Source organism: Dactylosporangium fulvum, assembly GCF_025137375.1.
In the GTDB taxonomy this organism is placed as follows: domain Bacteria; phylum Actinomycetota; class Actinomycetes; order Mycobacteriales; family Micromonosporaceae; genus Dactylosporangium; species Dactylosporangium fulvum.
On sequence record NZ_CP073720.1, the window covers coordinates 2074776 to 2100957 of the forward strand.

26 protein-coding genes are annotated in these 26182 nt (G+C 70.8%); 15 read left to right on the top strand and 11 right to left on the bottom strand.

The window, feature by feature from the left end:
- Nucleotides 1-267 precede the first annotated feature (267 nt).
- From Dfulv_RS09665 to Dfulv_RS09700, 8 genes are read left to right on the top strand one after another with little or no spacing between them, the layout of a single operon-like run.
- Nucleotides 268-945 carry a helix-turn-helix transcriptional regulator gene (locus tag Dfulv_RS09665; protein ID WP_259867574.1) on the top strand — a complete coding sequence of 226 codons (678 nt, stop codon included), beginning with the start codon at nucleotides 268-270 and terminating at the stop codon, nucleotides 943-945.
- Nucleotides 942-2348 (top strand): Fe-S cluster assembly protein SufB, encoded by a 1407-nt coding sequence (gene sufB, locus Dfulv_RS09670; RefSeq protein WP_259862333.1) that lies wholly within the window; start codon nucleotides 942-944, stop codon nucleotides 2346-2348. The genes Dfulv_RS09665 and sufB overlap by 4 nt, the downstream gene beginning before the upstream one ends.
- Entirely contained in the window at nucleotides 2345-3487 is a 1143-nt protein-coding gene (sufD, locus tag Dfulv_RS09675; RefSeq protein ID WP_259862335.1) for a Fe-S cluster assembly protein SufD, read from the top strand. Before sufB ends, sufD begins: the two co-directional genes overlap by 4 nt.
- Nucleotides 3487-3813, top strand: coding sequence for a bifunctional 3-phenylpropionate/cinnamic acid dioxygenase ferredoxin subunit (locus Dfulv_RS09680; protein WP_259867576.1), 327 nt, complete (start codon nucleotides 3487-3489; stop codon nucleotides 3811-3813). Before sufD ends, Dfulv_RS09680 begins: the two co-directional genes overlap by 1 nt.
- Entirely contained in the window at nucleotides 3810-4586 is a 777-nt protein-coding gene (sufC, locus tag Dfulv_RS09685; RefSeq protein ID WP_259862336.1) for a Fe-S cluster assembly ATPase SufC, read from the top strand. The genes Dfulv_RS09680 and sufC overlap by 4 nt, the downstream gene beginning before the upstream one ends.
- Before the next feature lie 12 nt (nucleotides 4587-4598).
- Nucleotides 4599-5846 (top strand): cysteine desulfurase, encoded by a 1248-nt coding sequence (locus Dfulv_RS09690; protein ID WP_259862337.1) that lies wholly within the window; start codon nucleotides 4599-4601, stop codon nucleotides 5844-5846.
- On the top strand, nucleotides 5846-6295 hold the full coding sequence (sufU, locus tag Dfulv_RS09695; RefSeq protein WP_259862338.1) for a Fe-S cluster assembly sulfur transfer protein SufU: 450 nt from the start codon (nucleotides 5846-5848) through the stop codon (nucleotides 6293-6295). Before Dfulv_RS09690 ends, sufU begins: the two co-directional genes overlap by 1 nt.
- Nucleotides 6292-6621: a metal-sulfur cluster assembly factor gene (locus Dfulv_RS09700; RefSeq protein ID WP_259862339.1), complete on the top strand. Its 330-nt coding sequence runs from the start codon at nucleotides 6292-6294 to the stop codon at nucleotides 6619-6621. The genes sufU and Dfulv_RS09700 overlap by 4 nt, the downstream gene beginning before the upstream one ends.
- An 84-nt stretch (nucleotides 6622-6705) precedes the next feature.
- Here the strand turns inward: Dfulv_RS09700 and Dfulv_RS09705 are convergent, their stop codons facing one another.
- The 3 genes from Dfulv_RS09705 to ypfJ all read right to left on the bottom strand — a co-directional run bounded on the left by Dfulv_RS09705 (nucleotide 6706) and on the right by ypfJ (nucleotide 9175).
- The gene (locus tag Dfulv_RS09705; protein ID WP_259867578.1) at nucleotides 6706-7284 is read right to left on the bottom strand and encodes a LysE family translocator; all 579 of its coding nucleotides are present in this window, start codon (nucleotides 7282-7284) and stop codon (nucleotides 6706-6708) included.
- Between the two features lie 299 nt (nucleotides 7285-7583).
- Nucleotides 7584-8246 (bottom strand): DNA alkylation repair protein, encoded by a 663-nt coding sequence (locus tag Dfulv_RS09710; RefSeq protein ID WP_259862340.1) that lies wholly within the window; start codon nucleotides 8244-8246, stop codon nucleotides 7584-7586.
- Nucleotides 8243-9175, bottom strand: a complete 933-nt coding sequence (gene ypfJ / locus Dfulv_RS09715; protein ID WP_259862341.1) for a KPN_02809 family neutral zinc metallopeptidase — start codon at nucleotides 9173-9175, stop codon at nucleotides 8243-8245. Before ypfJ ends, Dfulv_RS09710 begins: the two co-directional genes overlap by 4 nt.
- A gap of 190 nt (nucleotides 9176-9365) precedes the next feature.
- Here ypfJ and Dfulv_RS09720 point away from each other — a divergent pair, with 190 nt between their 5' ends.
- Nucleotides 9366-10964 carry an ABC-F family ATP-binding cassette domain-containing protein gene (locus tag Dfulv_RS09720; protein WP_259862342.1) on the top strand — a complete coding sequence of 533 codons (1599 nt, stop codon included), beginning with the start codon at nucleotides 9366-9368 and terminating at the stop codon, nucleotides 10962-10964.
- Here Dfulv_RS09720 and Dfulv_RS09725 read toward each other — a convergent pair whose 3' ends face one another.
- Nucleotides 10965-11720, bottom strand: a complete 756-nt coding sequence (locus tag Dfulv_RS09725) for a hypothetical protein (RefSeq protein ID WP_259862343.1) — start codon at nucleotides 11718-11720, stop codon at nucleotides 10965-10967.
- 714 nt (nucleotides 11721-12434) lie between these two features.
- Here Dfulv_RS09725 and Dfulv_RS09730 point away from each other — a divergent pair.
- From Dfulv_RS09730 to Dfulv_RS09740, 3 genes are all read left to right on the top strand, one after another.
- Nucleotides 12435-12659 carry a helix-turn-helix domain-containing protein gene (locus Dfulv_RS09730; RefSeq protein ID WP_259862344.1) on the top strand — a complete coding sequence of 75 codons (225 nt, stop codon included), beginning with the start codon at nucleotides 12435-12437 and terminating at the stop codon, nucleotides 12657-12659.
- Nucleotides 12656-13411 (top strand): enoyl-CoA hydratase/isomerase family protein, encoded by a 756-nt coding sequence (locus tag Dfulv_RS09735; protein WP_259862345.1) that lies wholly within the window; start codon nucleotides 12656-12658, stop codon nucleotides 13409-13411. The genes Dfulv_RS09730 and Dfulv_RS09735 overlap by 4 nt, the downstream gene beginning before the upstream one ends.
- Before the next feature lie 108 nt (nucleotides 13412-13519).
- Nucleotides 13520-15451: an ABC transporter ATP-binding protein gene (locus tag Dfulv_RS09740; RefSeq protein WP_259862346.1), complete on the top strand. Its 1932-nt coding sequence runs from the start codon at nucleotides 13520-13522 to the stop codon at nucleotides 15449-15451.
- Nucleotides 15452-15583: 132 nt separating this feature from the next.
- On the opposite strand, the gene Dfulv_RS09745 is transcribed toward Dfulv_RS09740, so the two are convergent.
- The 6 genes from Dfulv_RS09745 to Dfulv_RS09770 all read right to left on the bottom strand — a co-directional run bounded on the left by Dfulv_RS09745 (nucleotide 15584) and on the right by Dfulv_RS09770 (nucleotide 20280).
- On the bottom strand, nucleotides 15584-16363 hold the full coding sequence (locus tag Dfulv_RS09745) for a caspase family protein (RefSeq protein ID WP_259862347.1): 780 nt from the start codon (nucleotides 16361-16363) through the stop codon (nucleotides 15584-15586).
- 308 nt (nucleotides 16364-16671) lie between these two features.
- Complete coding sequence (locus Dfulv_RS09750; protein WP_259862348.1) at nucleotides 16672-17445, bottom strand: SDR family oxidoreductase; 774 nt, start codon at nucleotides 17443-17445, stop codon at nucleotides 16672-16674.
- A gap of 31 nt (nucleotides 17446-17476) precedes the next feature.
- On the bottom strand, nucleotides 17477-17863 hold the full coding sequence (locus tag Dfulv_RS09755) for a hypothetical protein (protein WP_259862349.1): 387 nt from the start codon (nucleotides 17861-17863) through the stop codon (nucleotides 17477-17479).
- Nucleotides 17860-18693 (bottom strand): DUF692 domain-containing protein, encoded by an 834-nt coding sequence (locus Dfulv_RS09760; protein WP_259862350.1) that lies wholly within the window; start codon nucleotides 18691-18693, stop codon nucleotides 17860-17862. Before Dfulv_RS09760 ends, Dfulv_RS09755 begins: the two co-directional genes overlap by 4 nt.
- Nucleotides 18690-19628 (bottom strand): TIGR04222 domain-containing membrane protein, encoded by a 939-nt coding sequence (locus tag Dfulv_RS09765; protein ID WP_259862351.1) that lies wholly within the window; start codon nucleotides 19626-19628, stop codon nucleotides 18690-18692. The genes Dfulv_RS09760 and Dfulv_RS09765 overlap by 4 nt, the downstream gene beginning before the upstream one ends.
- Before the next feature lie 67 nt (nucleotides 19629-19695).
- A complete protein-coding gene (locus tag Dfulv_RS09770) occupies nucleotides 19696-20280 on the bottom strand; it encodes a TetR/AcrR family transcriptional regulator (RefSeq protein WP_259862352.1) in 585 nt (194 codons plus the stop codon).
- A gap of 132 nt (nucleotides 20281-20412) precedes the next feature.
- On the opposite strand from Dfulv_RS09770, the gene Dfulv_RS09775 reads away from it, so the two are divergent.
- Together Dfulv_RS09775 and Dfulv_RS09780 are read left to right on the top strand one after the other, a co-directional pair.
- Nucleotides 20413-21060, top strand: coding sequence for an HAD family hydrolase (locus tag Dfulv_RS09775; RefSeq protein ID WP_259862353.1), 648 nt, complete (start codon nucleotides 20413-20415; stop codon nucleotides 21058-21060).
- A gap of 138 nt (nucleotides 21061-21198) precedes the next feature.
- Complete coding sequence (locus Dfulv_RS09780) at nucleotides 21199-22092, top strand: serine protein kinase RIO (protein WP_259862354.1); 894 nt, start codon at nucleotides 21199-21201, stop codon at nucleotides 22090-22092.
- Between the two features lie 59 nt (nucleotides 22093-22151).
- Here the strand turns inward: Dfulv_RS09780 and Dfulv_RS09785 are convergent, their stop codons facing one another.
- Nucleotides 22152-23111, bottom strand: coding sequence for a quinone oxidoreductase family protein (locus Dfulv_RS09785; RefSeq protein WP_259862355.1), 960 nt, complete (start codon nucleotides 23109-23111; stop codon nucleotides 22152-22154).
- A gap of 101 nt (nucleotides 23112-23212) precedes the next feature.
- Between Dfulv_RS09785 and Dfulv_RS09790 the strand changes: the two genes are divergently transcribed.
- On the top strand, nucleotides 23213-26182 hold the full coding sequence (locus tag Dfulv_RS09790; protein WP_259862356.1) for an Hsp70 family protein: 2970 nt from the start codon (nucleotides 23213-23215) through the stop codon (nucleotides 26180-26182).

Genomic DNA, 26182 nt, shown 5'->3' on the forward strand with positions numbered 1-26182 from the left:
GGCTGCCTCGCGCCACCCCTCGCTCCTGCCGCGCCGATCTTGGAGTTGTGGCCCCTGACAAACCCGACATCCCGGGAGTGTCGAGGCGCCACAACTCCAAGATCGGCGCAGGGGGCGGTGCGGGATGGTTTGGTTAGGGTTACCTTCCGTGCTTTGGATCACCCGGACGGCGGTTTGCCGGGGGTCGGCGATTTACGTAACGTTGGTGTTGTGAAAAACGCCGACGTGACACAACCTGCTGTCGCCGACGCGTGCCCACCGTCCGCCATGATCGACGTCAGGACCCGCGACCGGGTCACCGAGCTGCTGCTCCAGCAGGGCTCCGCCACCGCCACGGAGCTGGGCCTCACGCTCGGCCTGAGCCCCGCCGGTGTCCGCCGTCACCTCGACGCGATGCTCGCCGAGGGCCTGGTCGAGTGCCGTGAGCGGCCCGACCGCGGCAGGCGTGGCAGGGGCCGGCCGGCTCGCGTGTTCACGCTGACCGACGCCGCCCGGGAGACTCTGCCACACACCTACGACGGGCTCGCCGCCGCGGCCCTGCACTGGATCGCCGACCACGGCGGTCAGGAGGCGGTCGCCGCGTTCGCCGCGGCCCAGGTCGAGAGCCTGGAGGAGCGTTGCCGCGCGGCCATGGCCGAGGCCGGCGACGACCCGCTCGCCCGCGCCGAGGCGCTGGCGAAGGCGTTGACCGCGGAGGGCTATGCGGCCGGCGCGTCCACGATCGCCACCGGCGGTCAACTGTGCCAGCACCACTGCCCGGTGGCGCACGTCGCCGCCGAGTTCTCGCAGCTGTGTGAGGCCGAGACCCAGGTGATCTCCCGCCTGGTCGGCACGCACGTCCAGCGACTCGCGACCATCGCCAACGGCGATGGCGTCTGCACGACCCACATTCCGGCTCCGGTGCATCCCGGTGCCCGTCCCGATAGGCAAAGGAACGTGAGATGACGACTGCCGATCAGCTTGCCGGCCTCGGCCGGTACGAGTACGGCTGGGCCGATTCCGACACCGCCGGGGCCTCGGCGCGCCGGGGTCTCGACGAGGACGTCGTGCGCGACATCTCCGCGAAGAAAAACGAGCCTGAGTGGATGCTCGACCTGCGGCTCAAGGGGCTGCGGCTGTTCGGCCGCAAGCCGATGCCCGCCTGGGGCGCGGACCTGTCGCAGATCGACTTCGACAACATCAAGTACTTCGTCCGGTCGACGGAGAAGCAGGCGGCCAGCTGGGACGAGCTGCCCGAGGACATCAAGAACACCTACGACAAGCTGGGCATCCCCGAGGCCGAGAAGCAGCGGCTGGTCGCGGGTGTCGCCGCGCAGTACGAGTCCGAGGTCGTCTACCACAAGATCCGTGAGGACCTCGAGGAGCAGGGCGTCGTCTTCCTGGACACCGACACCGCGCTCAAGGAGCACGAGGAGCTCTTCAAGGAGTACTTCGCGACCGTCATCCCGGTCGGCGACAACAAGTTCGCCTCGCTCAACACGTCGGTCTGGTCCGGCGGCAGCTTCATCTACGTGCCGAAGGGCGTGCACGTGGAGATCCCGCTGCAGGCGTACTTCCGGATCAACACCGAGAACATGGGCCAGTTCGAGCGGACGCTGATCATCGTCGACGAGGGCGCCTACGTGCACTACGTCGAGGGCTGCACCGCGCCGATCTACTCGTCCGACTCGCTGCACTCCGCGGTCGTCGAGATCATCGTGAAGAAGAACGCCCGCTGCCGGTACACCACCATCCAGAACTGGTCGACCAACGTCTACAACCTGGTCACCAAGCGCGCCGTCTGTCACGAGGGCGGCACCATGGAGTGGGTCGACGGCAACCTCGGTTCCAAGGTCACGATGAAGTACCCGGCCGTCTACATGACCGGCGAGCACGCCAAGGGCGAGGTCCTGAGCGTCGCCATGGCCGGTGAGGGCCAGCACCAGGACGCGGGCGCCAAGATGGTGCACGCCGCGCCGCACACCTCCTCGACGATCGTGTCGAAGTCGATCGCCCGGGCCGGCGGCCGCACCTCGTACCGCGGCCTCGTCCAGGTCCTCGAGGGCTCGCACCACTCGAAGTCCACGGTCAAGTGCGACGCGCTGCTGGTGGACACCGTCTCCCGCTCGGACACCTACCCCTACGTCGACATCCGCGAGGACGACGTGGCGATGGGGCACGAGGCGACGGTCTCGAAGATCAGCGACGACCAGCTGTTCTACCTGATGTCGCGCGGCCTCACCGAGGACGAGGCGATGGCGATGATCGTGCGCGGCTTCATCGAGCCGATCGCCAAGGAACTGCCCATGGAGTATGCGTTGGAGCTCAACCGGCTCATCGAGCTGCAGATGGAGGGCGCTGTCGGATGAGCGCCCCCGTCCTTGTCCCCCCGAAGACCCGCGCCCAGCAGGTCCGCTCGTTCGACGTCGCCGACTTTTCGGCGCTCACCGGCCGCGAGGAGGAGTGGCGGTTCACGCCGCTCAAGCGCCTGCGGGGCCTGGCGACGGCGACGGCCGGCCCCGGCGCGACCGCGCCGAAGGCCGAGGCCGGCGACCTGCCGGCCGGAGTCACCGTGTCCACGGTCGACCGCGGCGACCCGCGCGTCGGCTCGGCGCTGACCCCGTTCGACCGGATCAGCGCCCTTGCGGCCGGCTCGGCGACCGAGGCCCTGGTCGTCTCCGTCGCGCGTGACGCGGTGGTCGAGACCCCGGCCGTGATCCGGCTGGTGGGCTCGACGACCGAGGTCGCATACGGCCACACCGTGGTGGAGGTCGGGCAGCTCGCCGAGGCGACCGTCGTGCTGGAGCAGGTCGGCTCGGTCACGCTGGCCGACAACGTCGAGGTCGTCGTCGGTGACGCCGCCAAGCTGACGCTGGTCACCGTCACCGACTGGGCCGCCGACGCGGTGCAGGCGCAGCACATCCGCTTCCGGCTGGGCCGCGACGCCCGGGTCACCCACGTGCAGGTGACGCTCGGCGGCGACCTGGTCCGGCAGTACACCAGCGTCGACTACACCGGCCGCGGCGGCGAGATCGACGCGTTCGGCCTCTACTTCGCCGACGCGGGCCAGCACATGGAGCACCGGTTGCTCGTCGACCACTCGGTGCCGGACTGCCGCAGCTACGTCGCCTACCGCGGCGCGCTGCAGGGCGACGACGCGCACACGGTCTGGGTCGGCGACGTGCTCATCCGGACCGAGGCGACCGGCACCGACACGTACGAGATCAACCGCAACCTGGTCCTGACCGACGGGGCGCGCGCCGACTCGGTGCCCAACCTGGAGATCGAGACCGGCGAGGTCGCCGGGGCCGGCCACGCCAGCGCCACCGGCCGCTTCGACGACGAGCAGCTGTTCTACCTGATGTCCCGGGGCATCCCGGACGACCAGGCCCGCAAGCTGGTCGTGCGCGGCTTCTTCGCGGAGCTGCTGCACAAGATCCCGGTCGAGGAGCTGCGTGACCGTCTGGGCGCGGCCATCGAGGCGCGACTCGAAGCGGCCGGTGCATGATGATCCGGGTGTGTTCGGCCACTGACGTGGCCAAGGGCGAGGCCGTGCGGGTCACCGTCGACGGGACCGACATCGCGCTCGTGCACGCCGACGACGACCACTTCTACGCCGTCTACGACGAGTGCTCGCACGCCGCCGTGCCGCTGTCGGAGGGTGAGGTCGAGGGCTGCACCCTCGAGTGCTGGTTGCACGGCTCGCGCTTCGACCTGCGCACCGGCGAGCCCACCGGCCTGCCGGCCACCGAGCCGGTCCCGGTCTACCCCGTCGAAGTCCGCGACGGCGACGTCTACATCGAGCTGAACTCGAGCAACGGAGTTACCAAGTGAGCGAGCTTTCGATCCGCAACCTGCAGGTCTCGGTCAAGCTGCCCGACGGCGAGCTGAAGCCGATCCTGGCCGGGGTGGATTTGACCGTACGCGCGGGCGAGACCCACGCCATCATGGGCCCCAACGGCTCGGGCAAGTCGACGCTCGCGTACTCCATCGCCGGCCACCCCCGCTACGAGGTCACCGGAGGTTCCGTCACCCTCGACGGCCAGGACGTCCTCGCCATGACCGTCGACGAGCGCGCCCGCGCCGGGATGTTCCTCGCCATGCAGTACCCGGTCGAGGTCCCCGGCGTGTCCGTGGCCAACTTCCTGCGCACCGCCAAGACCGCCATCGACGGCCAGGCCCCGAAGCTGCGCACCTGGGCCGGCGAGCTGCGCGGCGCCATGGAGAAGCTGCAGATGGACCCGGCGTTCGCGCAGCGCAACGTCAACGAGGGCTTCTCCGGCGGTGAGAAGAAGCGCCACGAGATCATGCAGCTGGAGCTGCTCAAGCCGAAGATCGCGGTGCTCGACGAGACCGACTCGGGCCTCGACATCGACGCGCTGCGCATCGTCAGCGAGGGCGTCAACCGGGTCCGGGAGAACGGCGACACCGGCCTGCTGCTGATCACGCACTACACGCGGATCCTCCGCTACATCAAGCCCGACTTCGTCCACGTGTTCGTCAGCGGCCGGATCGTCGAGGAAGGCGGCCCGGAACTGGCCGAGGAGCTCGAGGCCCAGGGCTACGAGCGCTACCTGGCCGGTGCGGATCCGGCCTCCGTCGCATAGGGGAACCGGTACATGAACGCACTCGATGTGGAGTCGATCCGTAAGGACTTCCCGATCCTCGACCGGCAGATCAACGGCAACCCGCTGGTCTACCTGGACTCCGGGAACACTTCGCAGAAGCCGCGCCAGGTGATCGACGCGGTGCGTGAGCACTACGAACGGCACAACGCCAACGTGGCCAGGTCGGTCCACACCCTCGGTACCGAATCCACCGAGGCGTTCGAAGGAGCGCGCGAGAAGATCGCCGCGTTCGTCGGCGCCCCGGCGGCGGCCGAGATCGTGTTCACCAAGAACTCCACCGAGGCGATCAACCTGGTCGCCCACGCGTTCACGCCGGTCTCCGACGACCCGCGCTTCCGGCTCGGGCCCGGCGACGAGATCGTCGTGACCGAGATGGAGCACCACTCGAACATCGTGCCCTGGCAGCTGCTCGCGCAGCGGACCGGCGCGACGCTCAAGTGGTTCGGCATGACCGACGAGGGCCGTCTCGACCTGTCCCGGATCGACGAGCTGATCACCGAGCGCACCAAGCTGGTGTCGTTCGTGCACTACTCCAACATCCTCGGCACGATCAACCCGGTCGACGTCATCGTGGCCAAGGCCCGGCAGGTCGGCGCGCTGGTCCTGCTCGACGGCTCGCAGTCGGTGCCGCACCTGCCGGTCGACGTGACCGCGCTGGGCGTCGACTTCGTCGCGTTCACCGGCCACAAGATGCTCGGCCCGACCGGCATCGGCGCGCTGTGGGGCAAGTTCGAGCTGCTCGACGCGATGCCGCCGTTCCTGGGCGGCGGCTCGATGATCGAGACGGTGTCGATGACCGGCACGACGTTCATGCCGCCGCCGGCGCGGTTCGAGGCCGGCACCCCGCCGATCGCGCAGGCGGTCGGCCTGGGCGCGGCCGTCGACTACCTGACCGCGGTCGGCATGCCGGCCATCGAGGCGTACGAGAAGACGGTCACCGCCTACGCGCTGGACGCCCTGCAGTCGGTGCCCGGGGTGCGCATCATCGGCCCGACGTCCACTGTGGACCGGGGCGCGACCGTCTCCTTCACCGTCGAGGGCGTACACCCGCACGACGTGGGGCAGATCCTCGACGACGAGGGCGTGCAGGTCCGCGTCGGGCACCACTGCGCGCGGCCGACCTGCGTGCGCTTCGGCGTGCCGGCGACGACGCGGGCGTCGTTCTACCTCTACACGACCACCGACGAGATCGACGCGCTCGTCCGGGGTGTCGAACGGGTGCGGAAGGTCTTCGCCTGATGAAGCTCGACCAGCTGTACCAGGAGATCATCCTGGACCACTACAAGCACCCGCACGGCCGGGGGCTGCGCGACCCGTTCGACGCGGAGGCGCACCACGTCAACCCGACGTGCGGCGACGAGGTCACGCTCCGCGTCGCGCTCAAGGGCGACGTGGTGTCGGACATCTCGTACGAGGGGATGGGCTGCTCGATCAGCCAGGCCTCCGCGAGTGTGCTGTACGACCTGCTCAAGGGCGCGACGGTGACCGACTCCCTGCACCGGCACACGGCGTTCGCCGAGCTCATGGGCGGGCGTGGGCAGGTCGAGCCGGATGAGACAGTGTTGGAGGACGCGGTGGCGTTCGCCGGCGTCGCGAAGTACCCAGCGCGCGTCAAGTGCGCCCTCCTGCCGTGGATGGCGTACAAGGACGCGGTCAGCCGGGCGGGATTTGTTGAGGAGAAGCCATGACTGCGGCGCTCGCCGACATCGAAGAGGCGATGAAGGACGTCGTCGACCCCGAGCTCGGGATCAACGTCGTCGACCTGGGCCTCGTTTACGGCATCCACGTCGACGAGGAGGAGAACGTCGCGACGCTGGACATGACGCTCACGTCCGCGGCCTGCCCGCTGACGGACGTCATCGAGGACCAGGCCCGCCAGGCGCTGTGCACCGGCCCGGGCGGCGGCCTGGTCTCCGACATCCGCATCAACTGGGTCTGGCTCCCGCCGTGGGGCCCGGACAAGATCACCGACGAGGGCCGCGACCAGCTCCGCGCGCTCGGCTTCAACGTCTGACGCCCGCTGCACGATCGAGGGAAACTTCGTGTCGCCCTGGCGACGTGAAGTTTCCCTCGATCATGCACAGCATCGCCGGGCGCGTTACGGGAACACCAGGAGGACTGCCAGCACGGCTATCACTGCGCTGGACGACAGGGCTGTCCAGAGGCGGCCGGCCGGGCTGGTCAGCACCTTGCCGAGCAGCGTGCCGCCGCCGGCGATCAGCAGCTGCCAGCTCGCCGAGGCCACGAACGCCGACGTCACCCAGACCGCTTCCGCCGATGCCGAGAGGCCGTCGTCGGCGCGGCGGCCCATGACCAGCGCGCCGAAGTAGACGATCGTCGCCGGGTTGAGCATGGTCAGGCCCAGCAGCGCGAAATACGCACCCAGGGGACGGCTCATCCGGCCGTCCTCCTTCCGGGCGGTCGCGGCCACGCCGCGCCGTTGCAGGGCGTCCGTCGCCGTCTTCGCGGCCAGCGCGAGCAGGACCACAGCGGCCGTCCAGCGCAGCGGGCCGGAGATCGGCTCGATGACCCCGGCCAGGGCGGCGCCACCGAGGACGGCCACCACCGCGAACAGGCCGTCGGCCGTGGCCACGCCCAGCGCGGCGGCGACGCCGACCTTCCAGGAGGTGCGGGCGGCCAGGGCCGCGATCAGGGCGCCGATCGCGCCGACCGGCATGGCGACCCCGTATCCGGCGAGGAGGCCCGAGGCCACCACCTCGCCGAGGCCGGGCGTCACGACCGCTGCTTGCGGCTCGCCTCCGTCAGGGAGCGCTGCTGTCGGCGGGCGCCTTCCCCCGCGGGGGCGACGACACAGCTACGACACCTGACGCTCGACATGGCGGCGAGTCTCGCGCACCGGAAGTACCAGATCCACTGGTTTTCGCCTGGAATCGTGGAAGTGCCGGTGCGTGGATCTGCGGAGGCCCCGGTCGGTGGCGCACGCCGTTGCCGGAGGTCCGCGAATCCGAGACGTCTCTAGAGGTGCTTCGTCGCCTCGCGGACCGACAGCGCACTCAGCTCGGGGTGCGCGGCGACGAACTCGCGCACGGCCCCCGGGTCGGTCCGGGAGTATTCGCGCAGTGCCCAGCCGATGCCCTTGCGGATGAAGAAGTCCCGTTCACCGGCCCACCGCGTGCAGTAGCCGAAGAGCCGGTCGGCGTCCGTCCGCTCCTTGTACCGCAGCTGGTGCAGCAGCGCGGTGCGGACCAGCCACAGCTCGCTCCCGGCAGCCCAGGCGTCCATCGTGGACACGAGCGCCGGATGGCCGGCGACCATCACCCCGACGACGTTGGACGCCAGGATGTCGACGGTGTCCCACCACGACTTCGTGGTGATGAGCGTCTGCACCGCCGGGAGCGCGGCCGGGGTGAGCACGGCGGCGTGCCGACGCAGGTAGTCGCAGGCGAAGTGCTGGTACTCGCGCTCCGGCAGCGCCCAGCAGGCGAGCGCGACCTCGGTGAGGTCGCCTTCGGCCGGTCCGGGCCGGCCCTTGAGCACCTGCCGGGTCAGCTCCCGGCGGGGTGCGCTGGTGATGCCGAGGAACTCGAAGCGGTCCCGCATGTAGGCGCGCATCGGCGCCGCCTTCTCGGGGTCGGCGGCGCCGGCGTAGACCTCCCGCAGGTGTTCCAGGAGCGTCACAGGTTGCTCGTGTTGAACGTGTCGCACTGGCGTGGGTCCCCGGTGTTGTAGCCCTGGAGGAACCACCTCTTGCGCTGCGCCGACGTGCCGTGGGTGAACGCGTCCGGGTTCACGCGGCCGCCGGACCGCTTCTGGATGGTGTCGTCGCCGATCGCCTCCGCGGCCTGGATCGCCTCGGCGACGTCGGACTCGGTGATCGACTTGAACAGGGCGTCACCCTGCGGGTCCTTGGTCTCCGTCGCGTGGTTCGCCCAGGTGCCGGCATAACAGTCGGCCTGCAGCTCCAGCCGCACCGACGCGGATTTGGCCCCCTGCTGGGCACCCTGCTGGGCCCGCGCGTTGGTACCGAGCAGGTTCTGCACGTGGTGACCGTACTCGTGGGCGATCACGTACGGTGCGGCGAACTCGCCGGACGCACCGAAGCGGTTGGACAGCTCGTTGTAGAAGGTGAGGTCGATGTACACCTGGCGGTCCGCGGGGCAGTAGAACGGCCCGACGCCGGAGTCGGCCTGCCCGCAGCCGGTGTTCACCGCGCCGCTGAAGAAGTTGGTGTTCGCCTGCTCGTACTGCTTGCCGAACGCCGCCGGAAGCTCGCTCTTCCAGTACGCCTGCGCCGAGTTGACGTAGAGGACGTTGCGGCATTCGGCGTTCTTGAACCGGTTCGGGTTGCTCTTGTCACACTGCTTGTTGATGTTGGTGTTGTCGGCCTGGTCGTCACCGCCGCCCAGCAGCCCGCTGCCGAACAGCCCGCCACCGCCGCAGACGACGAGGGCCAGGATGATGATGGTGATGATCAGGCCGCCCTTGCCGCCGCCGATCGGGATGGGGATGCCGCCGAGGCCGCCGCCTCTGCCGAACCCACCGCCACCCGAGCCCCGCCGGTCGTTGACCTGGCTGGTGTCGAGATCGGCATCGTCGTTGAACTCCATCGCACACCTCGGGGTTGTGTATCGACCGGCGTCTGCCTCGACCGGTACCCGATGATCTTGTGACGTAATCGTGTGGTGGCCGGACCGGGGGCGGACGGTAGAATATCGCCGTGATCACGCAGAGGGAGTGACCCCCGGTTCGACACCAGGAGTCTGCCCATTTTCCCCTCTGTCCGAGAGTGAGTCCTACGTGATCACGACCACTGGTCTTGAGCTGCGTGCGGGTGCGCGCATCCTTCTCAGCGACATCAACCTCCGCGTGCAGCCCGGCGACCGCATCGGCCTCGTCGGTCGCAACGGCGCCGGCAAGACCACCACCCTCAAGGTGCTCGCCGGCGAGGGCACCCCGCACGCCGGCCAGGTCGAGCGGCGGGGCCCCGTCGGTTACCTGCCCCAGGACCCGCGCACGGGTGACCTGGAGGTCACCGCGCGCGACCGGGTGCTGTCCGCCCGTGGCCTCGACACGATCTACGCCGAGATGAAGGCCCTGGAGGCGAAGCTCGGCGACGACGAGCGGCTCATCCGCCGTTACGGCCAGCTCGAGGACCGTTTCGCCGGCCTCGGGGGTTACGCGGCCGAGTCCGAGGCCGCCCGCATCTGCGCCAACCTCGGCCTGCCCGACCGCGTGCTCGCCCAGACCATCGGCACGCTCTCCGGCGGCCAGCGCCGCCGCATCGAGCTGGCCCGCATCCTCTTCCGCGACGCGAGCGCCACCGGCGGCGGCATCCTGCTGCTCGACGAGCCGACCAACCACCTCGACGCCGACTCGATCACCTGGCTGCGCGGGTTCCTGTCCCAGCACAAGGGCGGTCTCGTGGTCATCTCCCACGACGTCGACCTGCTCGACGCGATCGTCAACAAGGTGTGGTATCTCGACGCCAACCGCGCCACCATCGACTTCTACAACGTCGGCTGGAAGCTGTATCAGCAGCAGCGCGAGACGGACGAGAAGCGCCGCCGGCGGGAGCGGGCCAACGCCGAGAAGAAGGCCGGCGCCCTCCTGGCGCAGGCCGACAAGATGCGGGCCAAGGCCACCAAGACCGTCGCCGCGCAGAACATGGCCCGCCGCGCCGAGCGCATGCTCGACGGCCTCGAAGAGGTCCGCGTCGCCGACAAGGTCGCCAAGGTGCGGTTCCCCGAGCCGAAGTCCTGCGGCAAGACCCCGCTGACGGCGCGTGGGCTTTCCAAGTCGTACGGATCGCTCGAGATCTTCATGGACGTCAACGTCGCCGTCGACCGCGGCTCCCGTGTGGCGATCCTCGGCCTCAACGGTGCCGGCAAGACGACGCTCCTGCGCATGCTCGCCGGCGAGCTCACCCCGGACACCGGCGAGGTCGTCCCGGGCCATGGGCTGCAGATGGGGTACTACGCACAGGAGCACGAGCAGCTCGACGTCGACCGGACGATCCTCGAGCTGATGCGCTCGGCGGCGCCGGACCAGACCGACACCGACCTGCGCAAGATCCTCGGCGCGTTCCTGTTCACCGGCGACGACGTCGACAAGCCCGCGGGCGTGCTGTCCGGCGGCGAGAAGACCCGGCTGGCCCTGGCCACCCTGGTCTGCTCGGGCGCCAACGTGCTGCTGCTCGACGAGCCGACGAACAACCTCGACCCGGTGAGCCGGGAGCAGGTGCTCGACGCGATCGCGCGGTATCCCGGGGCGATCGTCCTCGTCACGCACGACCCGGGCGCCGTGGCGGCCCTCAAGCCCGATCGGGCGATCCTGCTGCCCGACGGCGTCGAGGACGCCTGGAGCGACGACCTGCTGGAGCTCGTCGAGCTGGCCTGATCACCATGGCGTGACCAGGGTGGCCTCGATGAGGACCGCGAGAACGGCGCCCACGCCGACCAGCAACAACGGCGTGGGCGGCAGCTCCCCGGCGGGCTTGTCCGCAGCCACCGCGGCGACCGTGAGCCAGGGGAAGAACGGCAGCCAGGCGTGCTCGACGCCGCCCCGGGCGAGGCCGGCCGCGATCGAGAAGACCACCGCGGCACCGGCGCCGACCAGAAACGGCCACGCCGCCGTGTTGCGCACCTTCCGTGCGCTGGCGTAGATCGCCGGGCCGGTCGCGAGGAGCAGGACGACCACGCTGATCGCGCTCCACCACAGCACCGAGCGGTACGGCGCGATCCGGCTCGCGTAGTCGGTCTCGGCGGCGACGAGGCCGTCGGCCCAGGTGAAGCCGAGCAGTTGGGCGCCGAGGATCGGCAGCAGGGCGCCGACGCCGCTCGCGACGTTGAGGAAGGCTCGTCGGCGCGCGAAGTACACGCAGACCAGTGACAGGCCCAGCCAGGGCGCTGAGTAGGAGAACAGGGCCGCGAGGCCGATCAGCAGGCCGGCGAGCAGGGCCCAGCCCATGGCCGGCCGGCCGCGGACCCGCCGGCGACTGGCGCGCAGGCCGGCGACGATCGCGGCGGCGCCCAGCGCGGCGACGAGGCCGTCGAGGCTGACGGCCACCCAGATCGCGTACGGCGCGAGGACGAGCACCGGAAGGTACCGCCGGGCCGCCTCTTCGCCGACCGAGTCACGTACCGCCGACAACACCAGTGGAATCGTAAGGGCCGATACCGCGGTGATCAGGAATCCGAGGAAAATGTGGTTGCCGACGCCGATTCGCTCGAGGGCCCACAGAAACAGAACGGGACCCGGGGGATGGCCGCGGGAGGCCACCGAGTGGTACGCCGCGTCGGCCGTGAAATGTCTGATGTATCCGAGCGGATCGTCACCCACCCGACTTACGTCACCCAGATATTCCTCGGGTGAACCAAGGGTTTTGGTAAGGCCCGACCACCCATCGACAAGCGCCAAAGTAATTGCCCACGTCAGGCCGGTAACGTACCCGAAAAGCTGAATTTGTTTCCAGCTCCGGACCGCCAGGTGCCCCTGTGACGTAAGCCACAGTACAGCCACGGCCACCGCGGGCGCCAGAACCGTGGCCGGGCCGATCCTGATCTTGTACCTGCCGAGGAAGGGGGCGCTTGCCGTCCCGAGATGGGCGTCGAGCTGCACCGCGAGTGCGGCCACGGCGAGCCCGCCGAGCGCCAATAGAAGCCAACAGAGCGCATCGCGCCGCTCACGATGCGCAGTCCGGGGCCGTTCGATCGGCAGTTCGCTCATCACGGCGCATCACGGTATCGGGTAGGCGACAATGCTCTGCGTGTCGGTTGGCTTCCTGTCGATATCTAGCGCATGATCGTCCGAGGCGGTCTAATAGGTGGGACCGCACCAACCGCTCTGTCTGGGACGTGAGGGATCAGCATGGCAGCCACCGCCACCACCAGCACCGAGAAGGGTCGCCGGATCGTCGGGACCGAAAGGCAGACGCTGGCGAAGGACCTCGTGAAGCGGTACACCAACGGTGAGAGTATCCGTGCGCTCGCCGCTTCCACCGGTCGTTCCTATGGATTCGTGCACCGGGTGCTGACCGAATCAGGCGTTCAGCTTCGCCAGCGTGGCGGTGCCCGGCGCCGCAAGAAGGCGTGAACGTCGCTCCCTCGTCGGGAGAGGCGCGATTCGACCTCGACGGGCCGGTTGCGACGGTGACGTTGTGCCGGCCCCAGGTCCTCAACGCGCAGACCCCCGCACTCTGGGCGGATCTGCGTGCGTTCGGCAGGTCGCTTCCGGGTGACGTCCGGGTGGTGATCGTGCGCGGTGAGGGGCGGGCCTTCTCAGCCGGGCTCGACACCTCGGCCGCCACCACGATGCTGGGCGGGATCGCCGCGTCCGAGGACGCGGACGCCCGCATCGCCGGGTTCCAGGAGGCGTTCTCCTGGTTGCGCCAGCCGTCGCTCATCTCCGTCGCGGCGGTGCACGGCCATGCCATCGGTGCGGGGTTCCAGCTGGCGCTCGCGTGCGACTTCCGGGTGCTGGCCGCCGACGGGCTGTTCAGCATGGCCGAGATCAAGCTGGGGCTGGTGCCCGACCTGGGTGGCACCAAGCGCCTGGTCGAGCTGGTGGGCTACGCCCGCGCGCTCGAGCTGTGCGTCACCGGACGGCGGGTCGCGGCGGACGAGGCGTCGGCCATCGGCCTCGCGAACATCGTCGTGCCGCGCGACGAGCTGGACTCGGCGGCCCGCGACCTCGCGGCGGCCGTGCTGGAGGGCTCCCGCGACGCGGTGATCGAGATCAAGGCGCTGCTCTCGCAGGCGGCGGCGCACACGTTCGGGCAGCAGGAGGCCGCGGAGCGAGCGGCACAGCTGCGCCGGATCCGGTCGCTGGCCGGCCTCGAGGAGTAGGACTTTCGTCCCAGCCTCCGCTGGGAAGCATCCCCGCTCCCGAAAAGTTGTCGTACCTGCCGGGCAGACTGCGCGGCAGAGGACTTCATTTCGCCGGGGGTGTGCTTCATGACTTCGCCGATGAGCGGCATGGCGGGCTGGGAGACGCTGCGCTCCCTGCGCAAGGCCGACGAGCTCGCCGGCAAGCGGCTCAGCCGCGCCACCACGCGGCGCATCATCGCCTTCGCCAGGCCGTATCGGCGGGACATCTCGGTCTTCCTGGTCACCGTCGTGCTCGGCGCGGCGATCGGCGTCGCCACGCCGTATCTCGCGGGTGACGTGATCAACAAGATCAACGCTGGTGGACCGGGTGCCGGTGGTGCCATCGGCCGGGTGGCGTTCCTCATCGCCGGGCTCGCCGTCGCCGACGCGCTGCTGTCGCTGGTCCAGCGGTGGTATTCCGCCCGCATCGGCGAGGGGATCATCCTGTCGCTGCGCACGCAGGTCTACGACCACGTGCAGCGCATGCCCCTGCAGTTCTTCACCCGCACCCAGACCGGCGCGCTGGTGAGCCGGCTCAACAACGACGTGCAAGGCGCCCAGCGCGCGTTCACCTCGACGCTGTCCGGCGTGGTCAGCAACGTCATCCAGCTCGTGCTCACCGCGGCCGTGATGGTCACCCTGTCGTGGCAGGTCACCCTGCTGTCCCTGGTGATGCTGCCGGTCTTCATCCTCCCGGCCCGGCGGGTCGGCAAGCGGCTGGCCGCGATCACCCGCGAGGCCTACCAGCTCGACGCCCAGATGAACGCCACGATGACCGAGCGGTTCGGCGTCGCCGGCGCGCTGCTCGTCAAGCTCTTCGGCCGTCCGGAGACGGAGGCGGAGCGCTTCGCCGACCGGGCCGGGCGGGTGCGCGACATCGGCATCCAGACCGCGATGTACAGCCGCGTGTTCTTCGTCAGCATGCTGCTGGTCGCCTCGCTCGCCCAGGCCCTGACCTATGGGCTGGGCGGCTGGTTCGCGGTCAGCGGGCAGATCACCGCCGGCACGGTCGTGACGCTGGCGCTGCTGCTGACCCGGCTCTACGGTCCGCTGACCGCCCTGTCCAACGTCCGCGTCGACGTGATGAGCGCCCTGGTGTCGTTCGAGCGGGTCTTCGAGGTCCTCGACCTGGCCCCGGCCATCGCCGAGCGGCCCGGCGCGCGTGAGATCCCCGAGGGCGCGGCGAAGGTCGAGTTTCGCGACGTGCACTTCCGCTACCCGAGCGCGTCGGAGGTCTCCCTCGCCTCGCTCGAGGACGTCGCGTCGCTCGACCGCGCGGTCAACGACGAGGTCCTCAAGGGCGTGTCGTTCACGGTCGAGCCCGGGCAGATGGTCGCCCTGGTCGGCCCGTCCGGCGCCGGCAAGTCGACGACGGCGATGCTCGTGTCCCGCATCTACGACGCGACCAGTGGCGCGGTCCTCGTCGGTGACGTCGACGTCCGCGACGCCACCCTGCAGTCCCTGCACGACACGATCGGCGTCGTCACGCAGGACTCGCACCTGTTCCACGAGACGATCGCGGAGAACCTGCGATACGCCAAGCCGGACGCGACCGACCAGGAGCTGTGGACGGCGCTGCGGCGCGCGCAGGTGGGCGAGCTGGTCGAGTCGCTGCCGGAAGGGCTCGACACGGTGGTGGGGGAGCGGGGCTACCGGTTCTCGGGCGGCGAGAAGCAGCGGATCGCGATCGCCCGCCTGCTGCTGAAGGCACCGTCGATCGTCATCCTCGACGAGGCCACCGCCCACCTCGACTCCGAGTCGGAGGCCGCGGTCCAGCGGGCCCTGGCCGAGGCGCTGGCGGGCCGGACGGCCCTGGTCATCGCCCACCGCCTGTCGACCATCCGCGACGCGGACCAGATCCTCGTCGTCGACGACGGCCGGGTGGTCGAGCGCGGCACACACGACGAGCTGGTCGTCACCGCCGGGCTGTACGCGGAGCTGTACCGCACCCAGTTCGCCGTCATCGACTCCCCGGCCCCCCACCCGACGTCCCCGGCCCCCGCGCTACCAACCCCCTGACACGGCCCCTCCCACCGCCGTCCGTCCACGAGTCGGGTCGGTCGAGTTGAGCGTGGAGTGCTGTGGTCGCCATGGCAGCCACAGCACGCCACGATCAACTCGGTGGCCGTCGCCCGTGCGGCTGCCCAGGGATCAGCTGAGCAGTGGCCAGGCCAGTTGTGCCGCTGTGGCCTGGAGGGCGGGGGTCTGCGGGAAATCCTGGCTCGGCAGCTGGGCGCGGATCGCCCGCAGCCAGTCGCGGTATGTGGCCGACTCCGGCAGCTCGGTCAGCGTTGTCAGCGCCACGTAGCTGAAGGCGCCGTTGGGGCGGCCGTTGAACGACGCATCGTACGAGTATTCGCTGTCCTTGCAGCCTGCCAGCAACAACGCAGCGGAGCGGGGCTTCGCGCGCAACGGCGGGCGGGCTCCGGCACGTGTCGCCTCGGCCGGGGACAGGAACGTCGACGGCGGCAGGAAGCGGCTCGGGCGGCGGTGGTCGCCGATCGGGCGGTTCAGCCGCGTCAGCGTCCCGGAGTGGCACGAGTCCGAGATCAGCACCGTGCGCACGCCCGGAGCGGCCCGCTCGAACAGCGTGAAGAGTTCGTCGTCCACCAGCGGGCCGTTCACCGCGATGTCGTGCGGACACAGCGCCTCGTCGCGGTGGTCGGACTCGTCGCCGTCGCGGTCCGGCACCCAGGTCCCGTGTCCGGAATACGTGATCACGACGGCGTCGCCGGAGGTCGCGCGGCCCAGCAGGTCACGGATGCCGGTGCGGATCGCCGCGCCCGACGCCGCGCTGTCGACGAGTTTGCGGATCTCGAACCCGCGGTTTCCGAGCGCCGCCGCCCAGTCGTCCGCGTCGTTGCGGCAGCCGGTGAGGTCGTTGTCGACGCCCGGGTAGTCGTTGATGCCGATGCAGAGTGCGAGCTTCATGATGCCCCCGTTCAGAAGAGCGAACCTTCTGTACGGAAAGCGTCACGGAGGGCCATCGAGGTTGTCACCCGTCGACGGGCGATGCAACGGGGTCGATGGAACAGCGGGTGGCGCTAGACGGGGCGGCGCCGACGCCGCCGGTGGCACCGGATCGAGCAGGGCAACCACCCGCCGTAGATCGGCGAGCAGCATTTCGTCGCTGAGCATCGTCCTCCGTCCCGCTGAGGGTCCGCTGTGAACCCCGAACCAAGGCCATAACCGGCTCAATCAACCAGAGCGGATCGGCAGGACCGGTGATATGACGGGTCTCAGACAGCTCTGATCAAGCCGCCGTCGACGGGCAGGGCGACGCCGGTGACGTAACTGGCCGCCGGGGACAGGACAAACGCGGCGACCCGCCCGAACTCCGCCGGATCGGCGAAGCGGCGCAGCGGGACGGCCTTCGCGGCCTCGGCCGCGGCCCGGTCCGGGTCGTCGCTCGCGGCGAACAGCTCCCGGCTGCGGTCGGTCATGACCCGTCCGGGCAGCAGGGACACAACCCGGATGCCACGCGGGCCGAGCTCATCGGAGAGGTCCTTGGCGACGCCGGCGAGGCCGGGCCGCAGGCCGTTGGAGATGGCGAGGCCGTCGATCGGTACCCGCACCGACGTCGACAGCACGATCGCGATGGCCGCGTCCTCGCCCTCGGCGACGCTGCCGATCGCGTCGGCGACCACGCGCGCGGTCCGCAGGGTGCCGAGGAAGACCGTCTGGAACGCGGCGAGCCAGGCGGCCTCCGGGCTGTCGAGGACCCCGCCGCGCGGTGGGCCGCCGACCGAGACGAGCGCGCCGTCCAACCGGCCGAAGCGGGTGTTCGCCAGCTCGACGAGGCGCACGCCGGCATCCGGGTCGCCCAGGTCGGTGACGAGACCGGCGGCGTGCTCCGGTCCGAGCGTGTCGACGGCGGCGTCGACGGTCTCCGGCGTGCGGCCGGAGATCACGACCCGTGCGCCGTCGGCGACCAGCGCTTCGGCGGTGGCGAACCCGAGGCCGCGGGAGGCCCCGGTGAGGATGTAGACGCGGTCGGCGAGCCCGAGATCCATGGCCCGGATCGTATCGAGCGCGTCCGGCCGGTCAGCCGCGGCGGCGGCGCATCCAGGCGGCCAGCCGGCCGCGCCGGACCGGGGCGTGGACGCCGTCGTAGTCGAACGCCGCCTCCCGCTCCGCGAGCTCGCGGCGGGCCAGGTCGGGCAGGCTGTCCCCGGCGTCGCGGGCGAAGTCCCAGCCGTCGCACAGTGAGCCGTTCGGCGGCTGGCCGGCGGCCCACCGCGCGAACGTCGCCGGCCAGGCGTCGCCGTAGGAGGCGGCCAGGAGCGGCCAGGTCCGGGCGACCTCACCGGCCCGTTTGCGGCGCAGGGCGGTCCTTGTCGCCAGTACACCCGCGGCATCGAAGCCGGCGGGAACCTCGGCCCCGCCGACCAGCGCCGCCACCAACGCCCGCTGCTGTTCCGCGAGACTCAACCGCCGGCCCCCGTGATCGGTGCCCAGCCCGCCGCGGCGGCGATCGCGTCGAGCTCGCGGGCCAGCTCCGCCGCGGGCGGGTAGTGGCCGTCGCGCTCCAGCATCAGCGCCGGCGGGGTCGTCCGTGCGCACAGCTCCTTGACCAGGTCGAGCACTTCCGGCGGCGTCGCGTGGGTGTGCGTGTCGTGGTAGAAGCCGTCGTGCTCCGCGCCGCCGGCGACGTGCACGTAGGCGATCCGTTCCAGGGGCAGCTCGTCGAGCAGCTCCACCGCCGACGAGGAGCGGTTGCGGGCGTTGGCGTACACGTTGGCGATGTCGAGCAGCAGCCCGCAGCCGGTCCGGTCGAGGATCTCGGTGAGGAACTGCCCCTCGGTCAGCTCCGGGGCGGGCCAGTCGAAGAGCGCGGCGATCGGCTCCAGGGCGAGCGGCACGCCGCCGAGCGCGGCCTGGGTGCGCCGCACGTTGGCGACGACGGCGTCGACGGCCTCGCGGGTCCGCGGCACCGGGAGCAGGTGTCCGGCCTCCACGCCGCCCGCCCGCACAAACGCGATGTGCTCGCTGACCAGCGGCGACCGCAGCGCCGCGGCGCACTCGGCGAGGTGGGCGGCCCGGGCGTCGTCGACCGGCTCCGCCCCGCCGAGGGACAGCTTGACCCCGTGCGGCACCACGCAGACCCCCCGCTCGACGAGCGTTCGCAGCCCGTCGGGCAGGGGTTCACGCGGGTGTACGGACTCGGCGACGACCTCGGTGAACCGCAGCCCGGGCAGGTCCGCCACGTAGCCGGCGATCTCGGGGCGCCAGCCGATGGCCACGCCGTACCGCGAGGTCATCCGCCGCAACCCCCTCCACCGCAGCCGCCCCCGCCGCCACAGCTGGAGCCGCCGCTGCAGCTGCTGGAGCTCGAGCCGCTGCTGCCGGACGAGCCGCTGCTGTCGGAGGAGTAGTAGCCGGTGCCGGTCTGCGCGATGTTGCGCTGCAGCTCGGCGGCCTCCGCGAACGACGGGTCGGCGAGCCAGATCGCGCCGACGCCGAAGAGCCCGACGCTCAGCGCCGCGGCCTGCGGACCGTACGTCGACCAGGCCGGCGACTGCCGGGGGTGCAGGTGGTGCGACTCGCGGCGCATGGTGTTGAGCAGCCGCTTGCCGGACGCGCTCACCCGCGGCACGTTGAGCAGCAGGAACGCGACGACGATCACCGGGATCATCAGCAGGATCAGGTTGGTGACCGGCTTGTTGTTGCCGATCCCGGCGAAGACCCGGATGACGCCGAGGGCGACGACGGCGAACACCACGAGTGCGCCCATGCGGACGGTACGGCGGGTGTTGTCGTCGAGGAGCCAGCCTTCCCGGGCCATCTCGGCCTCGGTGCGGGCGAGCACGTTGTTGACCAGGCGATCGTTCTGGGCGCCGCGGGCCGTGATCTCCCGGCCGGCCGCGGCGTAGACGGCGCGGTCCAGCTCGGAGGCGCCGGTCGGCGGGTGGTTGACCTGCTTGAGGTATCCGCGGGAGTCGCTCTCGATGGCACCCGCGGCACGGAGCGCGGCCAGGGAGCTGTAGACGGCGAGGCGGCGGTCACCGTTGAGCAGCGCGGCCTGGGTGGAGGTGAGGGCATGGCCCTTGCGCACGGACGGCCCGCCCGTGTAGCTGCGCCGCCAGATGAGCACGGCGACGATCGCCAGCGCGGCGAGCCCGAAATACAGCCACAGGAACTGCGGACCGGCGATGCCCCAGGTGTCGCCCGGCCCCGCAACGATCGATGTCCTCATGGGCTCAGTGTGGGTGCGGCCGGCAAACACGGCAGCTTGCCGGGTGGACACTTGAGGAAAGCTTGCCTCAGGACCGCCGGACGGCGGCCTCGACGAGGTTGAGCACCGCCTCCAGGTCCTGCACCGGCCGTCCGGTCGCCAGATGCAGCACGAGACCGTCGTAGGCCAGCTCCAGGAACTGGGCGAGGACGCCGATCGGCACGTCTGCCCGCAGTACACCCGCCTCCAACTGCCGCTGGAGCCGCTCGCGGGTCGCCTCGGCCACGGCCTCGGACCGGGCCGCCCACCGCTTGGCGAACTCGGGGTCGGTGCGCAGGCGGCGCGACACCTCCAGCTGGCTGCCGAGCCAGCCGGTGAGCTCGGGCTCCGTGCCGGAGTCGGCCGCCCGGGCGAGCAGGTCGCGCATGACCTGGACGAGGCCGTGCTCGGCGACGGTCGCTACCATGGTCGCGGCGTCGTCCTCGGCCACGGCGAGGAAGAGCGAGTCCTTGTCGCGGAAGTGGTGGAAGATCGCGCCGCGGGAGAGGCCGATCTCCTCCTCGAGCCGGCGGACGGTCGCGCCCTCGTAGCCGTGGCGGGCGAAACAGGTCCGCGCGCCGGCGAGGATCTCCTTCCGGCGTGCGTCGAGCTGGTCCTGGCTCACCCTGGGCACGGGTCGATTATGCAAGCCGTACATACGGTTTGGCATCCCGGCGTTTTCTTCCGTAAGATCGATCCCGATTCGCAAGTTTTTGTCGCCCTAGAGGATCTGTTCGATATCAATCCGGTCACGTAACCTGCCCGCGTGCCCCTGTTGTTGCTCAGCCTGGACGACACCCTGTTGGACAGGGCGGGGGCGTTCCGCGCCTGGGCGACCGACTTCCTCTACCGGATCGGCGCACCCGCCTATGACCTCGAATGGCTGCTCTCCGTCGACGCCGACGGCATGGCGTCGACGTGGGACGTCGCCGAAGGGCTCCGGGAGCGGTACAGGCTGAGGATCCCCGCCATCGACCTGGTCGACGAGGTGCGCGGGGCGATCATGGACCGCATGCGGCTCAGTCCGCTGACCGCCTGCGCGCTCGCCATCGCCGAGGACGCCGGCTGGGTGCCGGTGGTGGTCACCAACGGCGAGACCCGGCAGCAGGAGGAGAAACTGCGCAAGACCGGCCTCGACCGGTACCTCGCCGACTGGGTCATCTCGGAGGAGGCGGGCGTCCGCAAGCCCAACCCGCGCATCTTCGCCATCGCCGCCGAGCGGGCCCGGATGCGGCTCGGCGGGGCCTGGATGATCGGCGACAGCCCGGAGGCCGACATCGGCGGTGCGGCCGGGGTCGGCGTGCGCAGCGTCTGGCTGCACCGGGGACGGCGCTGGATCGAGTCCCGCTACGCGCCCACCCGCACCGCCGAGGGTGTGATCGCCGCGGTCGCCGAGGTCCTGGCGTCGCGATAAATCGCTTGCGCGGTCCCGGCCCGTCCTGGACCGTGGCTACAACTTCGAGTTCGAGAGGGGGTCGGTTCGCATGGCTGCCGTCACGGCGCGCTTCCGCATGCCTTCGTCCTCCCTTCTCTCGACTCTGGAGACCTCGCGTTGCGCGACCACAGCGATTTTTCGTCCGCACCCACCCGTCGCCGCCGCCGTTTCGACGACGACGAGCCACGCTTCGTAAAGCGTTCGCCCCGCCCCGAGTTCGAGTCACCCGAGCGTGACGAGGACACCGGCTGGACGTCCTGGGACTCGCCCGGCGTGCTGCACGGGCCCGAGCCCCGCCCCGACTGGGTGATCACCGATCTCGCCGCCAGGGACACCGACCGCGGCGTGCTCAAGACCGGCAAAGAGGCCGACGTCCACCTGGTGGAGCGTGCCGTGCCGGGCACCGACCGGCGGATGCTGCTCGCCGCCAAGCGTTACCGGGCCGCCGACCACCGCCTCTTCCACCGCGACGCGGGCTACCTGGAGGGGCGCCGGGTCCGGGAGTCCCGGGTGACCCGCGCAATGGCCGGCCGCACCGCCTTCGGCAAGGAGGCGATCGCCGGCCAGTGGGCCGGGGCGGAATTCGCCGCGCTGGGCAGCCTCTGGCGGCTCGGCGTCAGCGTGCCCTATCCGGTGCAGCTGCTCGGCACCGAGCTCATGCTGGAGTTCGTCGGCGAGCCGGACGGCACCGCCGCACCCCGGCTGGCGCAGGTCCGGCCGGACCGGCAGAGCCTGGAGCACCTCTGGGCCCAGCTCGTCGACGCGCTGCGGGTGCTGGCCCGGGCGGGTCTGGCGCACGGGGACCTCTCGCCGTACAACATCCTGGTCCACCAGGACCGGCTCGTCCTCATCGACCTGCCGCAGATCGTCGACGTGGTGATCAACCCCAAGGGCGCGGAGTTCCTGACCCGGGACGTCACCGTGGTGGCGCGGTGGTTCACGGCGAAGGGTCTGACCATCGATCCGGAGCCCCTGATCGCGGAGCTCCTCCACGACGCCGGCATCCGCTGACCGGTCCGCGCGGGGCGGCTCCGTGCGGGGCCGCCCCGCGTATTCGGGGAAACGTGCGATCAGGGAATGATGAGGAGTTTTCCGGTGCTCTCGCGGCCCTCCAGCGCCGCGTAAGCGTCGGCCACCGTGTCCAGCGGATACCGTCCTGTGACGGGGATCTCGAGGACACCGTCGGCGATCCAGCGGAAGAGTGTTTCGGCGCGGTCCAGCAATTCGTGCCGGGCCGCGATGAAATGGCCCAGCGTCGGCCGGGTGAGGAAACAGGAGCCGGCCATCAACCGCAATGGATCGAATGGCGGCACCTTGCCACTCGCGGCACCGAAGAGCACGAGCGTGCCGCGCGGGCGCAGCGCCTCCAGACTGGTGTCGAACGTGTCCTTGCCCACGCCGTCGTACACGGCGTCGACGCCCGTCCCCCCGGTCACCTCCCGCACCGCGTCGAGCGCTTCGGCATACGGCACCGCCTTGACCGCGCCGTTGGCCTCGGCGATCGCGCGCTTCTCCGGCGTCGAGGCGGTCGCGACGACCCGCCCGCCGAGGTGGGTGACCAGGCGGGTCAGGAGCTGGCCCATCCCACCGGCCGCGGCGTGCACCAGGACCGCCGAGCCGGGCCGGACGACGTACGAGTCGTGGGTCAGGTAGTGCGCGGTCAGCCCCTGCAGGATCGACGCGGCGGCCTGCTCGGTGGTGATCTCCTCCGGCACGGGCACCAGCCGGTCGGCGGGGACCAGCGCCTGCTGCGCGTGGCTGCCGGGGACGGTCGTCCAGGCCACCCGGTCGCCGGGGGAGAGCCCCTCGACGTCGTCGGCGAAGCTCAGCACCGTCCCGGCGCCCTCGCTGCCGAGGACCGCGGGAAGGGGCACCTGGTAGGTCCCGTTGCGCTGGTACACGTCCATGAAGTTGACCCCGCTGGCCCCGACCAGCACGAGCACCTGGCCCGGCCCCGGCTCCGGATCGGGGCGCTCCCGCACCTGCAGGACCGACCGGTCGCCGTATTCGTCGAACACCACCGCGCGCATCGAGCCTCCTAGGGTTGTCGCCTTCCTGTCTACCCCAAACCGCCGATCGGTTTTGTCGGTGGGCTGCCGTAGCATCCGGGGGTCTTTGGAGGTGAGCGCGCGTGGGGCCGACCCATCGTCTCGCGATCGATCTGGGCACGTGCCACACCGTCGCGGTGGTGCGCCGCGGCGACGAGGCGCCGCGTGCGCTGCTGTTCGACGGATCGCCCGTGATGGCGTCCGGCATCTACGCCGACGAGCAGGGCAAGCTGTCGGTGGGTCGCGATGCCGAGCGGCTGAGCCAGCTCGCGCCGGAGCGGTTCGAGCCCTATCCGAAGCGCAGCGTCGACCAAGGCTCCGTGCTGCTCGGCCACGTCGAGGTCACGGTCGTGGAGATGCTCGCCGCGCTGCTGCGGCGGGCCGCCGAGGAGTCGCTGCAGGCCGGGGTCAACCCGGTCGGCTCGACCGTGCTGACCTGCCCGGCCGACTGGGGCGGCCAGCGGCGAGGGGTGCTGCTGGAGGCGGCCCGCGCGGCCAACCTCGGGCCGGTCGTCCTCGCCGACGAGCCGATCGCCGCCGCGACCTACTGCCTGCGCGTCCTCGGCCAGCAGATCGCCCCGCTGCAGTCCCTCGCCGTCTTCGACTTCGGCGGCGGCACCCTCGACGTCTCGGTCGTGCGCCGCGAGTTCGACGGCCTGCGGGTGCTCGGTGTCGGTGGCCTCGACGACCTCGGCGGCGTCGACATCGACGCGGCCCTCATCGGCCACCTCGGCCAGCTGATCAGCCTGCGCAACCCCGAGCTGTGGCAGCGGCTGTCCAACCCCGACAGCCCGGCCGCCCACCGCGACCGCCGCGCGCTGTGGTCGGAGGTGCGCGCGGCCAAGGAGATGCTGTCCCGCACCGCCTCCGCCCCGGTCCACGTGCCCGGCACCGAGGAGGCCCTGCACCTCACCCGCGAGGAGCTGGAGCGGGTCGCGGGTCCGCTGATCGACCGCGCCGTCGACGAGACCCGCCGCGTCCTCGAGCGCGCCGGCGTCGACGTGCGCCAACTCGCCGGCATCTTCCTGGTCGGCGGCTCCAGCCGGATCCCGCTCGTGGCGAGCCGGCTGCACGCCCGCTTCGGCGTCGCGCCTGTGGTGCCCGAGCAGCCGGAGCTGCCGGTCGCCTACGGCGGCATGCTCGCCGTCGGGCCGGCCCCGCAGCAGTTCGACACGCAGTCCGCGTCCCGGCCGGTGTCCGGCACGCCCGTCTCGCCGGGCGCGTCGCCCGCGTTCCCGGTCTCGGCTCCCATGCCGACCTCCTCCGCGGCCTACGGATCGCAGGCCTTCGCGGCCCAGCCGTCGTCGCCGAGCGTGCCGGCCCAGCCGGGGTCGCCCATGTCGGGCCCGCTCGCCGCCGCGCCCGCCTCGCCGGGTGCCGCAGGACCGGGCGCCGCGTTCGGTGCCACGGCGAGCCCCGGGGCCCCGCCGTTCGGGGCACCGCCGCGGCCCAACCCGGCGACACCCCCGTTCGGCGCCCCGCCGCCGCCCAGCCCCGCGGGGCCCGGCGCCCCGGGTTACCCCGGCGGACCCGCTTCCCCGATGAAGCCGGGCGGCTTCGCGCCGGCACCACCGCCGGTCGTGGTCCGGCCGCGCCGGCGCACCGGTCCGTGGATCGCGCTTGTCATCGTGCTCGCCCTGATCGGCTCCTGCGTCTGGGGCGGCACGAAGGTGTTCGGCTGGATCGGCAACCAGTTCCAGGCGATGACCGACGGCTTACCCGGCACGAACCCGACCGACCAGAACGGCGATCTGACCAACCCGAAGGCCGACGGCCTGAAGCGGGGAGAGGTGCTGACCTACGCCGAGGCGGGGACGATCACCGCCGTCGCCGGGTCCGGCACCGTCTACACGGCGGCGACCCTCAAGGGTCAGACACAGGTCACCGCGTATGCGACAGCCGGCGCCCAGCAATGGGCGCAGACCCTGTCGATGGAGCCGACGGAGCTCCATCTGACCATCGTCGGTGACTTGTTGATCGTCGACGGCGGGAACGACGCCAGCCGTGGCGACCAGGACGCCCGCGCGGTGCTCGACCTGAAGCAACAGGGCAAGGTGCTCTGGACCCAGCTGTGGGACAACCGGATCGACCTCTTCTACCAGGGTGAGGAGGCGGTCGCGGAGTTCCGCGGCACCAAGCCCGCGCTGCACCGCGTCAATCTTCGCAACGGTGAGTCGAAGTGGTCCAGGCCCGGGATCAACAGCCTGGTCATCAACGGCGCGCGCACCGTCCGGCCGGCCTTGGTCTGGCCGGGCGCGAACGCCGTCGGCCCGGTGCCGTCCTATGAGATCGACTTCAACGGCTCGATGCCGTTCCAGGAGACGATCGCCGCCGATCCGACCGTCGCCGTCCAGCTCGAGGACTCAAACAAGATCAGCAAGATCGACCTCGGCAACGGGTCGGTAAAGGCGTCGGCGACCATCGAAGTGAATATGCGCGACCCGTGGCTGGTCTACAACGGCATCGTGATCGTCAAGACGAAGAACGCCTCGAACTCGATCACTGGCTACAAACTGGCCGATTTCAGCAGGGCGTGGGAGTACAAGACGCCCGCCGGCATCAAGATCGCTGACTTCAGGCCGTGCGGCGAGAAGCTGGTCTGTGTCGTCGGTGAGCAGAGCCTGAAATATCGGCTGAACGCGGTGGACGTCGCCTTCGGCACCGAGAAGTGGACGATCAACACCGGGGACGAACCCCGCGGATACGTGCTGGACGGGCAGTTCGTCCTGGGCACCGGTGCGTTCACCTCCGCCGGCAAGCCTGCCGTCATCGACCTCGCGACCGGCAAGCCCAAGCAGGTGATCGGCGGGGGCCTCCCGTCGAACACCGCGTATGCCGGTGCCGGTGGTCGGGTCGCCATGATCACTATCCGCGGCGGGATCAGCTCGGTCTGGCAGGTCGCCGTCGTCAACGTCGGCGACGGGAAGGTCGTCGGCTCGGCCGACTACGGCGAGGACATCGTGACGAACGTGTCGCTGAGCGATAACGCGGTCGTGGTGTTCGACACGGAGACGCGGAAGGTGTGGCGATTCGAGGTGCCTGCCGCGAAGTAA

Excerpts from the sequence above, each read along its gene's own strand:
- Dfulv_RS09665 (WP_259867574.1), top strand. The coding sequence starts at position 268 with ATGATCGACGTCAGGACCCGCGACCGGGTCACCGAGCTGCTGCTCCAG.
- sufB (WP_259862333.1), top strand. The coding sequence starts at position 942 with ATGACGACTGCCGATCAGCTTGCCGGCCTCGGCCGGTACGAGTACGGC.
- sufD (WP_259862335.1), top strand. The coding sequence starts at position 2,345 with ATGAGCGCCCCCGTCCTTGTCCCCCCGAAGACCCGCGCCCAGCAGGTC.
- Dfulv_RS09680 (WP_259867576.1), top strand. The coding sequence starts at position 3,487 with ATGATCCGGGTGTGTTCGGCCACTGACGTGGCCAAGGGCGAGGCCGTG.
- Dfulv_RS09690 (WP_259862337.1), top strand. The coding sequence starts at position 4,599 with ATGAACGCACTCGATGTGGAGTCGATCCGTAAGGACTTCCCGATCCTC.
- sufU (WP_259862338.1), top strand. The coding sequence starts at position 5,846 with ATGAAGCTCGACCAGCTGTACCAGGAGATCATCCTGGACCACTACAAG.
- Dfulv_RS09700 (WP_259862339.1), top strand. The coding sequence starts at position 6,292 with ATGACTGCGGCGCTCGCCGACATCGAAGAGGCGATGAAGGACGTCGTC.
- Dfulv_RS09705 (WP_259867578.1), bottom strand. The coding sequence starts at position 7,284 with ATGCCGGTCGGCGCGATCGGCGCCCTGATCGCGGCCCTGGCCGCCCGC.
- ypfJ (WP_259862341.1), bottom strand. The coding sequence starts at position 9,175 with ATGGAGTTCAACGACGATGCCGATCTCGACACCAGCCAGGTCAACGAC.
- Dfulv_RS09730 (WP_259862344.1), top strand. The coding sequence starts at position 12,435 with ATGGCAGCCACCGCCACCACCAGCACCGAGAAGGGTCGCCGGATCGTC.
- Dfulv_RS09740 (WP_259862346.1), top strand. The coding sequence starts at position 13,520 with ATGACTTCGCCGATGAGCGGCATGGCGGGCTGGGAGACGCTGCGCTCC.
- Dfulv_RS09745 (WP_259862347.1), bottom strand. The coding sequence starts at position 16,363 with ATGAAGCTCGCACTCTGCATCGGCATCAACGACTACCCGGGCGTCGAC.
- Dfulv_RS09750 (WP_259862348.1), bottom strand. The coding sequence starts at position 17,445 with ATGGATCTCGGGCTCGCCGACCGCGTCTACATCCTCACCGGGGCCTCC.
- Dfulv_RS09760 (WP_259862350.1), bottom strand. The coding sequence starts at position 18,693 with ATGACCTCGCGGTACGGCGTGGCCATCGGCTGGCGCCCCGAGATCGCC.
- Dfulv_RS09765 (WP_259862351.1), bottom strand. The coding sequence starts at position 19,628 with ATGAGGACATCGATCGTTGCGGGGCCGGGCGACACCTGGGGCATCGCC.
- Dfulv_RS09785 (WP_259862355.1), bottom strand. The coding sequence starts at position 23,111 with ATGCGCGCGGTGGTGTTCGACGAATACGGCGACCGGTCGGTCCTGCAG.